General features: G+C 50.2%; 11 protein-coding genes. 6 read left to right on the plus strand and 5 right to left on the minus strand.

The annotated features are described in order from the left end of the window. Positions 1-3 precede the first annotated feature (3 nt). Complete coding sequence (locus tag DYH27_RS06655) at positions 4-966, plus strand: glycosyltransferase (RefSeq protein ID WP_025068152.1); 963 nt, start codon at positions 4-6, stop codon at positions 964-966. Here the strand turns inward: DYH27_RS06655 and DYH27_RS06660 are convergent. After that, the gene (locus tag DYH27_RS06660) at positions 963-2,405 is read right to left on the minus strand and encodes a lipopolysaccharide biosynthesis protein (RefSeq protein ID WP_025068151.1); all 1,443 of its coding nucleotides are present in this window, start codon (positions 2,403-2,405) and stop codon (positions 963-965) included. The genes DYH27_RS06655 and DYH27_RS06660 overlap by 4 nt on opposite strands. Positions 2,406-2,513: 108 nt before the next feature. Next, a complete protein-coding gene (locus DYH27_RS06665) occupies positions 2,514-2,708 on the minus strand; it encodes a hypothetical protein (RefSeq protein ID WP_036860676.1) in 195 nt (64 codons plus the stop codon). Positions 2,709-3,334: 626 nt separating this feature from the next. Here DYH27_RS06665 and DYH27_RS06675 point away from each other — a divergent pair. Together DYH27_RS06675 and DYH27_RS06680 are read left to right on the plus strand one after the other, a co-directional pair. Beyond that, entirely contained in the window at positions 3,335-5,323 is a 1,989-nt protein-coding gene (locus DYH27_RS06675) for a leucine-rich repeat domain-containing protein (RefSeq protein ID WP_025068148.1), read from the plus strand. Positions 5,324-5,336: 13 nt separating this feature from the next. Next, positions 5,337-5,561: a hypothetical protein gene (locus tag DYH27_RS06680; RefSeq protein WP_029216619.1), complete on the plus strand. Its 225-nt coding sequence runs from the start codon at positions 5,337-5,339 to the stop codon at positions 5,559-5,561. A gap of 428 nt (positions 5,562-5,989) precedes the next feature. On the opposite strand, the gene DYH27_RS06690 is transcribed toward DYH27_RS06680, so the two are convergent. From DYH27_RS06690 to DYH27_RS06700, 3 genes are all read right to left on the minus strand, one after another. Beyond that, a complete protein-coding gene (locus DYH27_RS06690; RefSeq protein ID WP_044112721.1) occupies positions 5,990-6,970 on the minus strand; it encodes an IS982 family transposase in 981 nt (326 codons plus the stop codon). Positions 6,971-7,457: 487 nt separating this feature from the next. Continuing rightward, the gene (locus tag DYH27_RS06695; RefSeq protein ID WP_013670967.1) at positions 7,458-9,485 is read right to left on the minus strand and encodes a M13 family metallopeptidase; all 2,028 of its coding nucleotides are present in this window, start codon (positions 9,483-9,485) and stop codon (positions 7,458-7,460) included. A gap of 640 nt (positions 9,486-10,125) precedes the next feature. Continuing rightward, positions 10,126-12,609 carry a DUF2339 domain-containing protein gene (locus DYH27_RS06700; RefSeq protein ID WP_029216589.1) on the minus strand — a complete coding sequence of 828 codons (2,484 nt, stop codon included), beginning with the start codon at positions 12,607-12,609 and terminating at the stop codon, positions 10,126-10,128. 111 nt (positions 12,610-12,720) lie between these two features. Here DYH27_RS06700 and DYH27_RS06705 point away from each other — a divergent pair, with 111 nt between their 5' ends. From DYH27_RS06705 to DYH27_RS06715, 3 genes are read left to right on the plus strand one after another with little or no spacing between them, the layout of a single operon-like run. After that, positions 12,721-13,680: a glycosyltransferase gene (locus tag DYH27_RS06705; RefSeq protein WP_025068291.1), complete on the plus strand. Its 960-nt coding sequence runs from the start codon at positions 12,721-12,723 to the stop codon at positions 13,678-13,680. Between the two features lie 14 nt (positions 13,681-13,694). Continuing rightward, complete coding sequence (locus DYH27_RS06710) at positions 13,695-14,414, plus strand: IspD/TarI family cytidylyltransferase (RefSeq protein ID WP_025068292.1); 720 nt, start codon at positions 13,695-13,697, stop codon at positions 14,412-14,414. Then, a complete protein-coding gene (locus DYH27_RS06715) occupies positions 14,411-15,445 on the plus strand; it encodes an NAD-dependent epimerase/dehydratase family protein (protein ID WP_025068293.1) in 1,035 nt (344 codons plus the stop codon). Before DYH27_RS06710 ends, DYH27_RS06715 begins: the two co-directional genes overlap by 4 nt.

A 15,445-nucleotide genomic window follows, 5' to 3' on the forward strand; every position in this document is an offset into this window, starting at 1 on the left:
ACTATGCAGACAAAACCATCCGTTTCCATCGTCCTCTGCACTTATAATGGCGAGAAGTATCTGCGCGAACAGCTCGACTCCCTGCTGGCGCAGACATACCCACTGCATGAAATCATCGTCCAGGATGACGGCTCAACGGATGGAACATGGGAGATACTGGAGGAGTACAGGAACGAAAATGCAGTAATGCACATTTTCCACAACGAAAGCAAACAGGGTGTAAACCCCAACTTCCTCTCTGCCATCCACAGAGCGACAGGCGATTTCATCGCCATATCCGACCAGGACGATATTTGGGAAGCAGACAAGATCGCCTGCCAGATAGACTGCATCGGCAACCAGTTGCTCTGCAGCGGACTGTCTCGTCCGTTCTCTTCCGACGGCTCTTTTGCACACTTCGACGGCAGGGAACGCAACGTAAACATCTTCCGCATGATGTTTCTTTGTCTGCCGGGGCACACCCTTCTTTTCAGACGCGAGCTTGCGAGCATGCTCCCTCCAGTACATCATCCTTTCTTCCAGGTGTCCTTCTATGATGCAGCACTCTGCATCACTGCTTCAGCCTACAACAGTATTGCTTTCTGCAACAAGGTACTGGTAAACTTCAGAAGACACACCGGCGCCGCCACCTACAACAACTACAGCCACAGCCTCCCGTCCTGGGGAAATGCCCTGTACGAACTTACATGGGGGCTGCGCCATTACCATGAAATGCGTTCCAGAGCATTGCCGCTCTTTAAGGGGAAACTGGCACTGATGCAGACAATAGAGACCGAAAACACCGATTTCATCGAAGCAAGAAGGGCTATGGAACTGGAGACACAACGTGGCCTACGAGCCTTCCTCCAATTGCAATACCTGTTCGGAAAGAACTATCGGAAACTATTCCAGACCCCCGGCGGCAGTCTTGCCAAGCTGCTCCGTGCCCTGCTCTATCCCATCATGCAACTTTACATGTACCACTAATTCTTCCGGCAGAGAAAATAGCCGATACAATCCTTCTGAATCCGCGAGCCAGACACTTTCATCACAGAAAGATAAAGCAAAGCCGCTACAACAAGTCTTGCCAGCAGCAGTAGGACAAGGGGCTTGATCCATAAGGTGACATAAAAAGTGACAGCCATGACAACCGCCGAAACCAGCAGATAAGGACTGACATCCTTCATAACGTCCCACAAACGAAGTCCAATCTCCCGGCCGGCAAAAAACTGCCATACAGACAACCAGAGAATCGTCACCGCTGTATAGATGCTCACCATGAATACGACACCTTCCTGACGGCACACGATGACGAAGACGGCCTGCGCCACAATCAGCAGAATGGTACACCACATATATATGGCCGACTTTCCACGACTGATAATCAGATTCTGATACATCGTATAAAAAGGCAGGAAAGCACCGCTGACACAAAGGATGCGGAGCAGGGGAATGCTGTCCTCCCACTTGTCGGATATCAGCAGAAGGATAAATTCCCGTGCAACCATCGACAGTCCGAACATGGCCGGAAACGCAAAATAGGCCGTGAAACGGAGCATCTTGCGGAACACATGAACCTGTCGGACAAGGTCGGTGTTCACCTCCACAAGCACCGGCTGTGCCACCTGTGAGACTGTTCCTGAGACGAAAGTGCTCGCCATCGTGTCCCACTTGAAAGCCTGCGAGAAGTTGCCCACCGCCTTTGCGGGATAGAGCCGCCCGAAGACAAACGTCAACAGATTTTGGCTCAGTGTGTTCACAATAGTTGTTATCAGTATCTTGTACGAGAAAGAAAACATGGAACGTATGGGAGTGAAGTCTATCTTCAGTGACGGACGCCAGGGAATAATAAAAAATCTCCACAGACTGGTCATGGCAATATACAGTACCTGCTGCCAGGCCAGACTCCAGTAGGCATATCCCCTGAAAGCAAGAATGACACCCACGACACCGGACACCAACAGCGATGTAACTCGGAGCAGCGTGGTCTCCTTCACCATAATATTTTTGAACAGATAGGCCGCCGGTGCCGTCCCGACCGAAGAAAAAAGCAGAGAGGCAAAGACGAGACGTGACAGACTGATAAGTTCAGAATGGCGGAAGAAGGCAGCAATCAACGGGGCAGAAAGGAACAGAACTGCATAAGAAGCCCAGCCGACAAGCGTACTGAACCAGAACACCGCATTATAGTCGTTGTTCCCTGGACGTTCGATATTGGCCAATGCTGATGTGAAACCACTCTCCTGCAAAGCACCTGCCACAGCCGTGAATACAGCCAGCATACCCACCAGCCCATAGTCAGCCGGTGAGAGCAGACGTGCCAGGAAAATTCCAATCACGATATTCAGCAGCTGCATCGTTCCGTTGTTCAATGCCCCCCAGAAGAGTCCTCTGGCTGTCTTCTCCTTGAGTGTCTCGTTGCCCATTAGTTAAATCATCATTGTAAAACACATAAGCCGCAGCAGAATAGCCGCAACGGTATTCCATGCCCTCCACAGCAGTGCCGATTTACAGAATCACATCCCCGGCTATGGTCACAATCCTTTGAGGAGTCCGACAGGTTCTTGACCATCCAAAGGACATACAGAAGATTCTTCTGTGTGCAAAAGTACGGCTTTTCCATTGAAAAAACAAATCTGAGGAACAAAGTAATCCATGGATAAAAACATGTAGCCGGTTCCAGACAAAAGTAGCGGCAGCCGTTCCACCGCCACCTCTCCATCCGCCATGCCGGCTTCCTTGCAGCTCACCCTTGTTGTTCACACGTTGTTTCCTCCTGCAATCTGATGTGAGAAATGGATAAGGAACACTCCGAGAAACTCCTTGAACCCACCTCATAAAAGTCCATCCCATACTCCTACCTTTCTGGCAATCCTACAATCAGCCAGAAATAGGACCTTTACCTATATCCCTAGAGCGGACACTGCATCTAAACTTCAGATTTGTATTGTTAAGCTATATTGTTAATCAATGCTAAATACCCAAGAAAGAAATAAGAAGACAATGCTTAATAAGAAAACTTTTAGCTATTTTTGCAATCGAAATAATTTATATGGTAAACATAGAGTAGAAAAAAGAATCGTTCATTCAGACAAAGAAAATTATTTAGGCAACGAAATTAGATTGACCACAGCTGTCTTGGATAGCGAAAAAACGGTTTAATCAAGCTGCTTGCCAACACCTCCTCTGCTGAGGGGGAGACTGTGGAGACCTGTCATCACCCATCGTTTCCTGCCTGCAGGTACTGATGTGGCGGAGATTTCCTGTGTACCTGTTCGTTTAGTGATAGACAGGCAGTTTGACAAATAACCCGACAGATAATTAGATCAAGGAATATTACACACATTTTTAACACATGAAGAGAGTTTTACTATCATTCGCTGCCATCTTATGGATGGTGGCGACGTATGCAAAGGTGACCGTGACACAAGAGCCGGACGGGACAGTGACGATTGCCGTGAAAGGAGAAGCCGGGCAGATTGGAACAGAAAAAGAGAATTACGGCAACAAGACGTATGAATACACCAATGCTGTTTCATCTTATGCAAGTCAAATCAAAGCTGTCCAAAATGTAATCGTGAAAGGTAATATCAATGCTACTGATGTAAAGACGCTGGTAGCAAAGAATGCTGTCGCAAACAAGTGGACGCTGAATACACTTGACATGGGTGGAGCTACAATTGAGAAGATAAAAGTAGAGGGTAGTGAGTGGTATGCCAGTGCACATACTTTCATGCCAAATGATCAGACATTTATTCAGAGCAAGACTTTTGTGTTGCCTTTGGCAAAGGATGGTATTCTTCCTGATTACTTCAGGGCTTGTCTTGGGAATGCTAGTACGGTTCCAGTAACAGAAAGGATAATCCTTCCTGAAGGGTATACGAAGATTGGGAAAAGTGCTTTTAAGAATGTTGCAAGTCTCTCTTCTATCGTATTACCCAATACGCTCGTCTCTGTAGAAGATGAAGCATTTGTGGAGTGTCATAGTCTCAAAGTAATAGTTTTCCCTGCCAGTTTGAAGTCGTTGGGTGACAAGGTCTTCTCAAACACAAAGCTCATGGATGTCTACTTCCTCGGTAAAGAAGCACCGATTGTACATGCAGAAACCTTTGACGATGGTACATATAGGGGCTTTGATAGTTTCAATCCGAATGCTAAAGATGAAAGCGGAAACCCAATTGGAGATATAAAGAATGGCTATGCGGAGCGCAGAAACTACGTGAATGGTGCGAATACGTTTGGCCTGTTACACCTCCGTGCCGACCTCACCGATGATGAACGTGCAAAATATACAGATATTACTCGTCAGTATAAGGTTGAAAAAGATGCAAATGGAAGTGGCTTCTATCACGCCTTCTACGACCTTTATTATGGTAAGATGAAGATCTGGCCGGGCAGCTATTCTTATCAACATACCCGCGAAGATGCGGATGATGGTAAACTTTGGGACGGTGTAACTACTTACGACAAGGACAAGTATCAAGGTCTGCACCGCTTCTCTCTGACGGTTTCCAACATCTATAATGACGATACAAAGAAATGGCCTTTCGACCGCATCAAAAGTGCCGACCAATGGTGGACCATCTGTATACCGTTCAGTATGACCAAGGCACAGGTGCGTGCGGTGTTCGGCGATGATACGGAGGTCTGCAAGATGAATGCCATTGTCCGCGACGCAAACCACAAACGCATTACCCTGAAGTTCCAAGACGAGCAGATGGCAAAGGCCATCAGCGATGATGCCGTAGTACTTCAGGCAAACATCGCCTACATGATTTTCCCGACCAAGCCACTCGCTTCCGGTGAAAAATACATAATGGAGAACTATCAGATGGAAACCGGTTCGCCGGAGCCTACCTTCGTAAAGCCTACCCTTCTTCCGGCAGGTTCTGGTGACAACGGATATACCTACCGTTTTATCGGTACTTACCTCTCACAGTGGCAGCAGGGCGTAGACAACGGAAAGGGATTCCCTATCTATATGCCAAAGCACAGCTACTTCCTCGGACAGAGCGGCGACAAGCACGTCTTCTTTTATCAGACAGGCGAAACAGGCAGATGGAATCCGTTTACGGCTACCGTGCAGGTGTTCAAAGGGCAGTCACACGACAATATCGACGACTCCTTCAACGAGGCGTCCGGTGCGAAGACCGTCTCCCTCTTCGGACTGGCAGATGATTCCACCGGCATCGATGAACTGGCTGTGGAGTTCGGCAAGGGGAAGAATTCTGTCAAGGCGGTCTATAATCTGAACGGACAGGCAGTACGTCAGGGTACAGACAGTCTTCAGGGACTGGGACACGGCATCTATATCGTGAATGGAAAGAAGTATGTTGTACGTTAATTCAGGAAACAAAATGAGCAAGCACATTTATACAACACCGGCGTGCATCGTTGCCGGTATAGACATGGAACAGCATCTGCTGCAGACAAGCCGTAACAGTGAGACGGGAAACAAAGAAACATCCACCAACAAGGACAAACCGCATTACAATGATCCTACGGGCAGCATCACAGGCAGGGATGGCGGCGAGTCGCTGGCAAAGGACAACAGCTGGTCGCTGCCGGAGTGGGATGATTAGTCCCTCCTGTCCCCTGCCTCTCTTTTACAGCTTAGGTGGAAACAGCGGGCAGATGGTTTGCAGGGCAATAACGTGAACAATGCCTGAATACAATGAGGGGTGTACCGGATATGCCGATGGCAGCATATCCGATACACCCTTTCTGTTTTTGTTCTTTATTTTTGTATCTTCCCTTTCGCTTTGTCTCCCCCCTTCACTGTATCCCTGCACACAAGGAGAATCGATCATGACAGTCGGGGGGCCTAATAACAGTTCTTCCGAAATAGGGAGTGATAAAGTAATCCTACTACATAACAAGGCACACGGAGAAGCGGAGAAAACAGAGGGGAAAAATATCACGGAGGTGCCGACGGCACAAGAGAGTGACAGAGAGGTAACGTACGGGGCTTTTATTTTCGAGATAAACACTATTCAACCCGTTGGCGGAATTAATTTAGTGCGTATTTAATTCTTCCGATGGGTTTGTTATTAATAAAGTTGACATATTGTAATATGGTCAGCGCACTAATTTTCCCGATTATTCGGGCAAACAGACCATTTGTTATTTTCGCATAATTCCTGATAACCAAAAATTGATCTGTGAGTTGTGAGAAGAGAGTTTCAATCCTTTTTCTGGCTTTGGCAAAAGGGATTAATTTTGGTTTCCAATTCTTTTGGTTCAGCCTATATGGACATTCCAATCTAATGTGAGCCGTTTGGAAAAGATCGAGTTGAACATCAGCCCCTATATATCCCTTGTCGCCATAGATGTTACAGTCATGATAGACCAGCTTGACATCTTTCATATAATTGAGGTCATGCACGCTGGCCTTTGACAAGTCATAGGAGTGTATCACCCCACTTAACCCACAGAGTGCATTGAGTTTATAGCCAAAGTAATACATATTTTGAGATGCACAGAAGCCGAAATCCGGTGCTTGTGAGAAATCTCCCATTCGCCCCATCTTGCAACGCTTCCCTCTGGCAACCCTGCATACGGCTATCGGCTTGGAATCTACGAAGAATTGAGTTTCCCCACCGTCCATTTGGGCAGCGATTCTCTTTCGTATGTCTTCGCATAATCCTGCGGTATTCTTTCTACGGTCGTTGAATTGCCTGCGAGATATGAGGTTAGGTATTTTGTCTTTGTACTCCTGAAGCTTATAATCAAAAAGCCATTTTTCACTATCAATGCTCTCTGATTCCGCTGTCAAGGACAAGGCAACGACCTCCAAATCTGAAAATTTTGGCATGGGACCACGACGGGGTATATTTCCCTGCTCATTGACAAGGTTGTGAGAGAATTGCTTGCATATCTCAAGGATTTTGACGAATTTTGTGTATAAGTTGCACATACGAGGATTTGTACTTAATGGTTTTGACTTCACTAAGTTACTAAAAATCAACGACATGTGCAACTTTTTGTATATCATTATAGCTACATTTTAATTCCGCCAACGGGTTATTCATAATTCTCACAGACAAATGCCCTAATAAAACTCTCTGATAACCTCCGTTGCTCCACGCACCGGCGGTGCCTCCGTTATAGGGTTTTTACCTCCGTTCACTCCCTGCCTCTGTGTGATATTTCATCAAAGTCATCAACTCACGAGACAAACCTCATCACTCCAAATTCCTGAAAACCCTTAATAACCTTTGTTTTTGTAGATTTCTTACGATATTCGAAAAAATATTTGCTATATTGGCCTTGAAGAAAGGGAAATGCTTTTCTTGAAAGTCTTACAGTTTAAAACGATACAATAAGAAAAGCCCATTTCAAAACTCCTTTGTGAGTAGAGAAATGGGCTTTTCCTTGTTTTTAGAAGATTTCAGCTTACCGATTGAATTTGTCAGACCACCGGTTTCTATTTTGACACATCCTCTTTCTTATTGCTATGGATGTGCCGTCAGTCTCAATTACCAGATGTGTGCACGCTTCTCCTGCGGTACGAAGAGCTTGTCGCCCTCCTTGACGTTGAAGGCCTTGTACCAGCTGTCAATCATCGGCAGGGCAGCATTCACACGACTGACGTTCGGCGAATGTACGTCTGAGTTGACGATGTAGGCAACAAACTGCGGTGCGACGTTGCTTGCCCACACACGTCCCCAGGCAAGGAAGAACCGCTGCTCAGGAGTAAAACCGTCCTTGTCGGCCAGCGGGTTCTGCTTCATGCTGTTCTCCAGTGCACGGTAGGCGATGTTCAGGCCGCCGTTGTCACCGATGTTCTCTCCGAGCGTCTTCTCTCCGTTCACTTTCAGACCGGGGATGACCTCCTGCTGGCTGAACCAGTCGACAAGCACCTTCGTACGGGCATCATAGTTTTTCTTGTCCGTTTCGTTCCACCAGTTCTTCATATTGCCCTCCTTGTCGAACTGGCAGCCCTGGTCGTCGAAGCCGTGGCTCATCTCATGCCCGATGACAGCACCGATGGCCCCGTAGTTAGCTGCATCGTCCACCTCCGGATCGAAGAACGGCGGCTGCAGGATGGCTGCCGGGAAGTTGATGCTGTTGGTCGTCGGGTCGTAGTAGGCATTGACGGTCTGCGGTGTCATGTGCCATTCTTTCTTGTCGACGGGCTTTCCCCAGCGTTTGGCAATGCGGTATTTCATGGCAGCCTCCTGTACTCCCTTCACATTGTCGAACAGCGACTTTGCATCATCGATAACGAAGACACTGTCCATATTCTGCCACTTGTCCGGATAACCGATCTTGACATCGAATGCCTGCAGTTTTTCCAATGCCTTCTGCTTGGTGTCAGCGGTCATCCAGGTATTCTCCTCGATGCGCTGTGCGAAAGCTGTCTGGAGATTCCTGACCAGTGCTATCATGCGCTGCTTGCTGCTCTCCGGGAAGTATTTCTGCACGTAGAGTTTTCCGACGGCCTCGCCCATGATGCCCTGTACGAACGACAAGGCACGCTTCCAGCGCGGCTGCTGCTGCTGTACACCGTAGGCCACCTTCGTGTATTCAAACTTGCGGTCGGTAAAGTTGTCGGACAGCATTCCAGCCGCACTCGACACGACAGCCAGCTCCATATAAGCCTTCAACGACTCCAGCGGAGCGGTAGCAAGGATCTTCTCTACCTCATGCACCGGTTCCGGCTGACCGACATCCACCTTTCCGCCGTTGTCCGGGAAACCTGTCGCCTTGAGCAGATAGTTCCAGTCGATGCCGGGATAATCCTTCAGCAGCTGCTCCCACGTCATCGGGTGGTAGTTGGCCTGCGGGTCACGCGACTTCACCTGGTCGTAGCTGACCTTGGCAATCCGGTCCTCCAGGGCAAAGGCCGCCTCCATCTTCTTCTTGGCAACAGCCGGCGCATTGCCGACCATCTTCAGCAGGTCGTTGTTCAGGCTTTTGTAGGCGGCGACCACGGCTTTCTGCTGTTCGTTGGGATGCGTATAATACTCCGGATCCAGTCCGATGCCGCTCTGGCCGATGCCGATGATGTAGCGGCTGGAGTTCTTGGCATCTACCGTCATGCCGAAGCCCACGGGGAAGGTCCCGTAGCCTTTCACGTCGAGGTCGTACATCAGTTTGAGCAGCTCCTTGCGGTTCTTCACGGCACGTACCTTCGCCAGTACCGGCTTGATGGGTGTGTACCCCTCACGGTTGCGGCGTGTGCTGTCCATGTAGAGGTTGTAGAGCGAAGCAATCTTCTGGGCAACAGTGCCCTTCGTCTGCGGCTTCCCGGCATAGTCCTCCACCATCTCGCGGATGCGTTTCTTGTTCAGTTCCTCCAGGTCGACGAAGGCACCGTTCATGGGATGTTCCTTGTCAAGCGGATGGGTCTTCATCCAGTTGCCTGCCGCATACTCATAGAAATTCTCACCGGGCCGGACATTGAAGTCCATGTTGTTTCGGTCAATGCCCGACTTCAGTCCCTGCGCCATAGCTCCTGTCGCTACGAGCGAAGCTGTCAAAAGTAGCATTTTTGTTTTCATGTGCTTTGATGTTTTATATGTAGAATATTGATTCTCCCGCCTCATGCCTGACTTGGTGAAAATCCCATAGGCCTAAAACCTTCACGCCGGGCAATCGTTTCACAAAGGTAAGTAAAAAAGCTCAATATTATCCTGTCCGTCGTTTTTTTTGGTAAAAGACCACCTATCCAGCCACTTTTTTCAAATCTTTTAACAGGTCGTACTCGTCTTGCACCCATTCTGCAATACCGGGATAGTAAGTCCTCTCTGATCTGATAAGTTCTGCCGTCACAGCTCTTCTCCAGCTACAAGCTGCTTCCATCCCAGCAATGTTATGGCAAGGAGTGGGGCGTCAACACGACCGGTGTCTGCCGTCAGCACAATCTGTGACGGGCATCAGCACATCTGCAAGGAAGGCCTGTTCAATCCTGTCGCTATCGTATACAGCAAGGCACCGACGACCGACTTACACGTCAAATGTTTACCGGACAGCACCCTGTTGAGATAGATTTGCCTTATTTACCCCGTCTACGGCCTATCAATCGGTCTGCCTGCAGAACCCTCTCATGTAAAAGAAACGCCCTGTCTGCTCAGGTAGCCATTACAGACCTGGACAGACAGGGCGTTTCATGTGCCTATCGGATATTCTGAAACCGGGTGGTTATTCCCGCTCCACCTCGTCCTCATTGAAAAGTACGTCCTTGAGCTTCTGATAGAGGAAAGACAGTGTCAGGAGGAGAATGCCGAGACTGATGAAGACGATGATCTTGCCCAAAGCAGACATTGTCCATACATCGTTGAAGATGAGTTTGCCCAAGACAATGCCGAACTCTGCCAGACTGACGATACGCACCTCCTTGCTGTGATAGCGCATACCGGCACACATGAGAATGAAGGCAGCAAGGCCCAGAGAGAGGGAAAAGGCCGTACTGAAACTCTCCTCATGAAAGGACGTCATCAGCAGGCGTGTTCCCGTGATCCACACCAGTGTTGCGATAATGGCAAACTCCGTGTGCTGGTTTCTGTTGTCAGGCATTGCGAGCAGCAGTCCACGCATGACATACGCCAGATAGGCTATTGTCACGAAGGTCATGATCCACCGGAGCAGGTCCGCCTCCGTACTGGCGTTGTTCCACACAGCAGCGGCATATAAACCTGCTGCAAGGTAGACCGTAACGTCGTAGGGCACTTTGTACCTGTCCATCCCGAAGCGGTTGCGCAGGACAAACGCGCCGACACACAGCAGCACATTGGCCGAAAGCAGGGAAGCATAGTCAGCGACAGGACTCCCGACATGGATATGGAAGTCGTCCCAGAATGCCACGTACAGGATTCCGAAGCCGACGGCATAGGCAACCGCATTGCAGGGAGAATAGGCAATCAGACGTCTGTCTTCCGAGAACAGCTCTCTGTTGCGCTGCAGAATGATGGCGACAACAAAGGCGACCGCACTGATGAACAGCATCACCAGGAAGTTTCCATTGAGGAACAAGGATTCTCCCGGGTCGGCCAAAGGTGTGCCCAACAACCTGTAAAACAGCAGCGAGGCAATTGTCAACAAGGAAAGCACAACTGCCCCCACCTCAAATATCCGGTCTTTCTCCCTGGTGAATAGCCACAGGAGAAGCACCGCCTCTGCTGCCCACAGCATGACGAGATTGGCGGTATCGAACTGCATCGGTATGCCGATGGAAACAAAAGTTATCGTCAGAGCCAGCATAAAGTTGCGCAGGGTGTTCTGTCCTGCTATACGGAAGCGCAGATAGAGATAGACCGCCAGGTTGACAACGGCGATGAAGAAAGCGATGAATCCGTCCTTGGCGAACGTCGTATCACAATGTTCCAACACGTAATTGCCATACAGAAGATACAGGAAGCTGTCGGCGGTCACGACCGTCAGCATCGCCCGCCTCATGTTGCCGCTGCACTGTGTCCGCAGGATGAAGATGACCGGCAACAGGAAAATGAGATAGAACAGTGTTGCAAAAGCCAGCAAGATGATGTAACACACAGGTGTGGCCAAATCCCCGCTCGTCAAGGTCGTCATCCATAATATAATGTACGTGAAACAGAATGCGACGACCGGCAGAATCCCCCATTTCTTGTACATCGCCAGACAGAACATACCGACATTCAGGATACTGATGTAGGTCTGCAGGGTGATGATACTCCCTGAATCGGTGCTGACGATAAACGGTGCAAGGAAGCCGCCGACAAGCGCCGTGACGGCCAGTTCCCTCCTGTCGTACAGGATGGAGACAACCGACATGAAGACTGTGGTGGCACAGAGAATGACAAACGACACAGTCTGCGAAAACAGTTCATAATAGTGGAAGGCAATGGCGGTGATGAGATAGAACACGCCGAAGGCTCCGCCGGCCAGCAACGAACTGAAGGCATGATAACGCCTGTGCAGCCGTTCAGCCAGAACAAGCATACCCGCTCCAACAGCATAGCCCAGAATGGTCCGTGCCGTCTCATTGATCCAGTTCTGGTCAATGGCATATTTGACGAAGAAGCCGATGCCTATAATGAACACCAGGATACCTATCTTGCCGAAAAGGTTCTCACCGATGAACTTCTCGTAGTTTGTTTCCTTGCCGGAAGCCTCATCTTCTACACCGTCACTTGTCGCCTCTTCTGCGGAGGAGCTGACAGAACGCTCCATGACCATTGAGGGCTTCCTGTCCGGCAGACTGGCTGGCTGTTCAGCTGCAAGACTCTTTTGCCCAACGGATTCAGCCCCCTGCCTGACCGCATCTTGTGTCTTTTCAATGCTCTTTTCCACAGGTATTTCAACAACGGAGGAGCGTGTCGCCTCCGGCTGCTGCCACCAGACGGCAGAACGTTGAGACCGCACGGTCTCCACCTCAGCCGTCTTCTCAGACTCCCGCTGCGGTTCTGCCGGAACTTTCTCTGCCGTCCGTACCTGCTTTTCCATCTTTGCATCCGATGCCGGTCCAGCCGGTTTCCTTTCTTCTTTTTTCCGGTTTTCTCTCACCATCTGCTGCAGTGCAGAAATTTCTTCATGGATGGTGTCAAGCGAATCACCAAGTGCGTTTATCTTAGAAACCAGCAGAAAACAGATGACAGCCGGAATTCCCAAGAAAGCCAGAAACAGAATCCAAATAAATCCGAAATCCATAGTTCATTCAAATCAATCCAGCTGTAAAGGTAGTGTTTTTCATCATAATCTCCTAATCCTTTTGAGATTTTAATTATTTTCTGTATATTTGCTGGCAATTACATCGCATTTATGAGCACAAAAGAAACGGACAAGACGGTCTCGGTGATTGTCTGTACCTATAACGGAGAGCAGTACCTCCGAGAACAGCTCGACTCCATTCTCTTGCAGACCTACCCCATCCGAGAGCTTATCATCCAGGACGACGGTTCGACGGACGGGACGGTGCAGATTGCGAAAGAATACGAAGCCGGACATCCTCAGGTGAAAGTCTACCTGAATGAGCATAACCTGGGCTTCAATGCCAACTTCGAGACAGCGGCCATGCGTGCCACCTCCAACTTCATCGCCATTGCCGATCAGGACGATGTCTGGTATCCTGCGAAAATCGAGAAGCAGGTGGCTGCCATCGGCGACAAGGACATCTGCTTCTGCTGCCATCACCGGGGCAGAAGCCGGGACAAGATTGTCTATGTCACCCCGCAGTACAGCCTTGAAGCTCTTCTCTTCACAGGCTTTGCAGGGCACACCATGCTTCTGCGCCGCGACTTCGCACAGCAGCATGAGCACTGGGCAGGCTACATACACTACGACTGGTCGCTGGCCATCCACGCACAGCTGGGGCAGGGCATTGTCAGGATTGACGAACCCCTGAACTGGCATCGCTCCCATGCCGCATCGGCCATTGCCCAGGAGAACCTCGCACACGGCATAGACAACAGCACACCGCAGAGGCTGGCACCCTATCTCCATGGCTACCGTAATTACAGACAGTTACAGTCCAAGCCGAACTGGCAGCAGCTGTACACCTATATTTACAACGCCTCCACGCATTGCCAGCCACTGGCGCACCGGATGTCGGGGCTCATGCTGCAGAGAGGGGCCGTCCCTCTGCTGAAGCTCTGCCTGCTGTGTGCCCGCCACCGGAAGAGCATCTATTACAACCAGAATGCAAAGGGACTGATGGGATGGATCAGGAGTTTCTTCTATCCTTTCATCTTCACCTATCACAACGTACAATACGATCTTTAAATACAGGAAAAAGTATGAACATCGCTTTATTGACAGCCGGCGGAACCGGCAACCGCATGGGACAGGACATCCCCAAACAGTTCATGACGATTGACAACGTCCCCGTGATCATCTATACCCTGAAGGCCTTTCAGGAACATCCGGAGATTGATGCCATCAGCGTTGTGTGCCTCCAGGGATGGGAAGTGGTCCTGCAGGCTTACGCCAACCAGTTCAACATCACAAAGCTGAAGTGGATCTTCGAGGGCGGTGACAGCAACCAGCATTCCATTCTGAACGGTCTGCAGGGACTGAAGTCCGAGGGTTGTCAGGACGACGACATCATCCTGGTGCATGACGGAGTACGCCCTCTGGTCTCCGAACGCATCATCTCTGAAAACATCGCGACGTGCAAGGAATACGGCTATGCCGTGACGGGACTGGTGTGCAAAGAAGCCATCATGGAGCTGCAGGGCAACTGCCTGCGCAACATCTCCATTCCCCGAGAACGGCTCATCAGGACGCAGACGCCGCACACCTACCGGCTGGGCACCCTGCTGAAGGCACATGCTGAAGCGAAGGAGCGGGGGGTTGCAAATACCGTCGCCTCCTGTACCCTGCTCGGAGCACTGGGCATAGACGACCAGCATCTCGTAACAGGATCCGAACGCAACGGTCTGAAACTGACCCAGACGGAAGATGTCGACCTGTTCAAGGCTTTGAAGAATACGGAAAAAGAATACTGGCTGAAATGACAGACACCTATTCACGGCAGCTGGAAGAGGCTGCACAGGCCGTCCTGCCCTGGGAGAAGCTGTCGGGCTGCAACATCCTTGTGACAGGTGCCACAGGACTGATCGGAGGCTGTCTGGTTGATATCCTCATGCACAGGCAGCATCGCGACTACACCGTCTATGCCGCGGGGCGCAACAAGACAAGAGCCGAGCGGCGTTTCTCCGCCTATCTCGATGATCCTTCCTTCCACTTCCTGTGTTTCGATGTCACAAAGCCGCTGACACCGGATATAGATTTCCATTACATCATCGATGCTGCCAGCGGTGCTTCGCCCAGCCTTTATGCCACCGACCCAGTAGGCATCATGAAAGGCAATATCTATGGAGTTGACAATCTTCTGGACTATGGCAGGCAGCACCGGCTGCGTAAGTTCGTCTACGTCTCTTCCGGAGAAGTGTATGGAGAGGGCGACGGAAGAGCCTTTACAGAGGATTACAGCGGCTATGTAAACCCAGTGGCAGTCCGTTCCTGTTACCCGTCCTCCAAGCGTGCAGCCGAGACGCTGGCGGTCTGCTACGCCCGGCAATACGGCCTTGATGTAAGCATTGCCCGCCCTTCTCATGTCTACGGCCCTTATTTCAGTCCGTCAGACAACCGGGTCTATGCCCAGTTCATCCGCAATGTCCTTGCCGGTGAAGATATTGTCATGAAGAGCAAGGGGACACAGTTCCGTTCCTGGTGTTATGTCATCGACTGCGCCGCCGCCCTACTCTTCCTGCTTCTGAAGGGAGAGAACATGACCGCTTACAACATTGCCGACGCACAGTCGAACATCACCATCCGCTCCCTGGCCGAACTGGTTGCAGCTGTCGGAAAACGGAAGGTGGTCATGAAATTGCCGGAAGAGACGGAGAAAGCCGGTTACTCCGTCGTCACAAAAGCGGTCTTCGACACGGCACGGCTGGAGAGCCTCGGCTGGTCTCCGCTCCCATCGCCTATGCAGGAAAAAATAAAAGCGACCCTACAAGAACAGAAGGAGGTACAGGAGTAA

Source organism: Prevotella denticola, from assembly GCF_900454835.1.
Taxonomy (GTDB): domain Bacteria; phylum Bacteroidota; class Bacteroidia; order Bacteroidales; family Bacteroidaceae; genus Prevotella; species Prevotella denticola.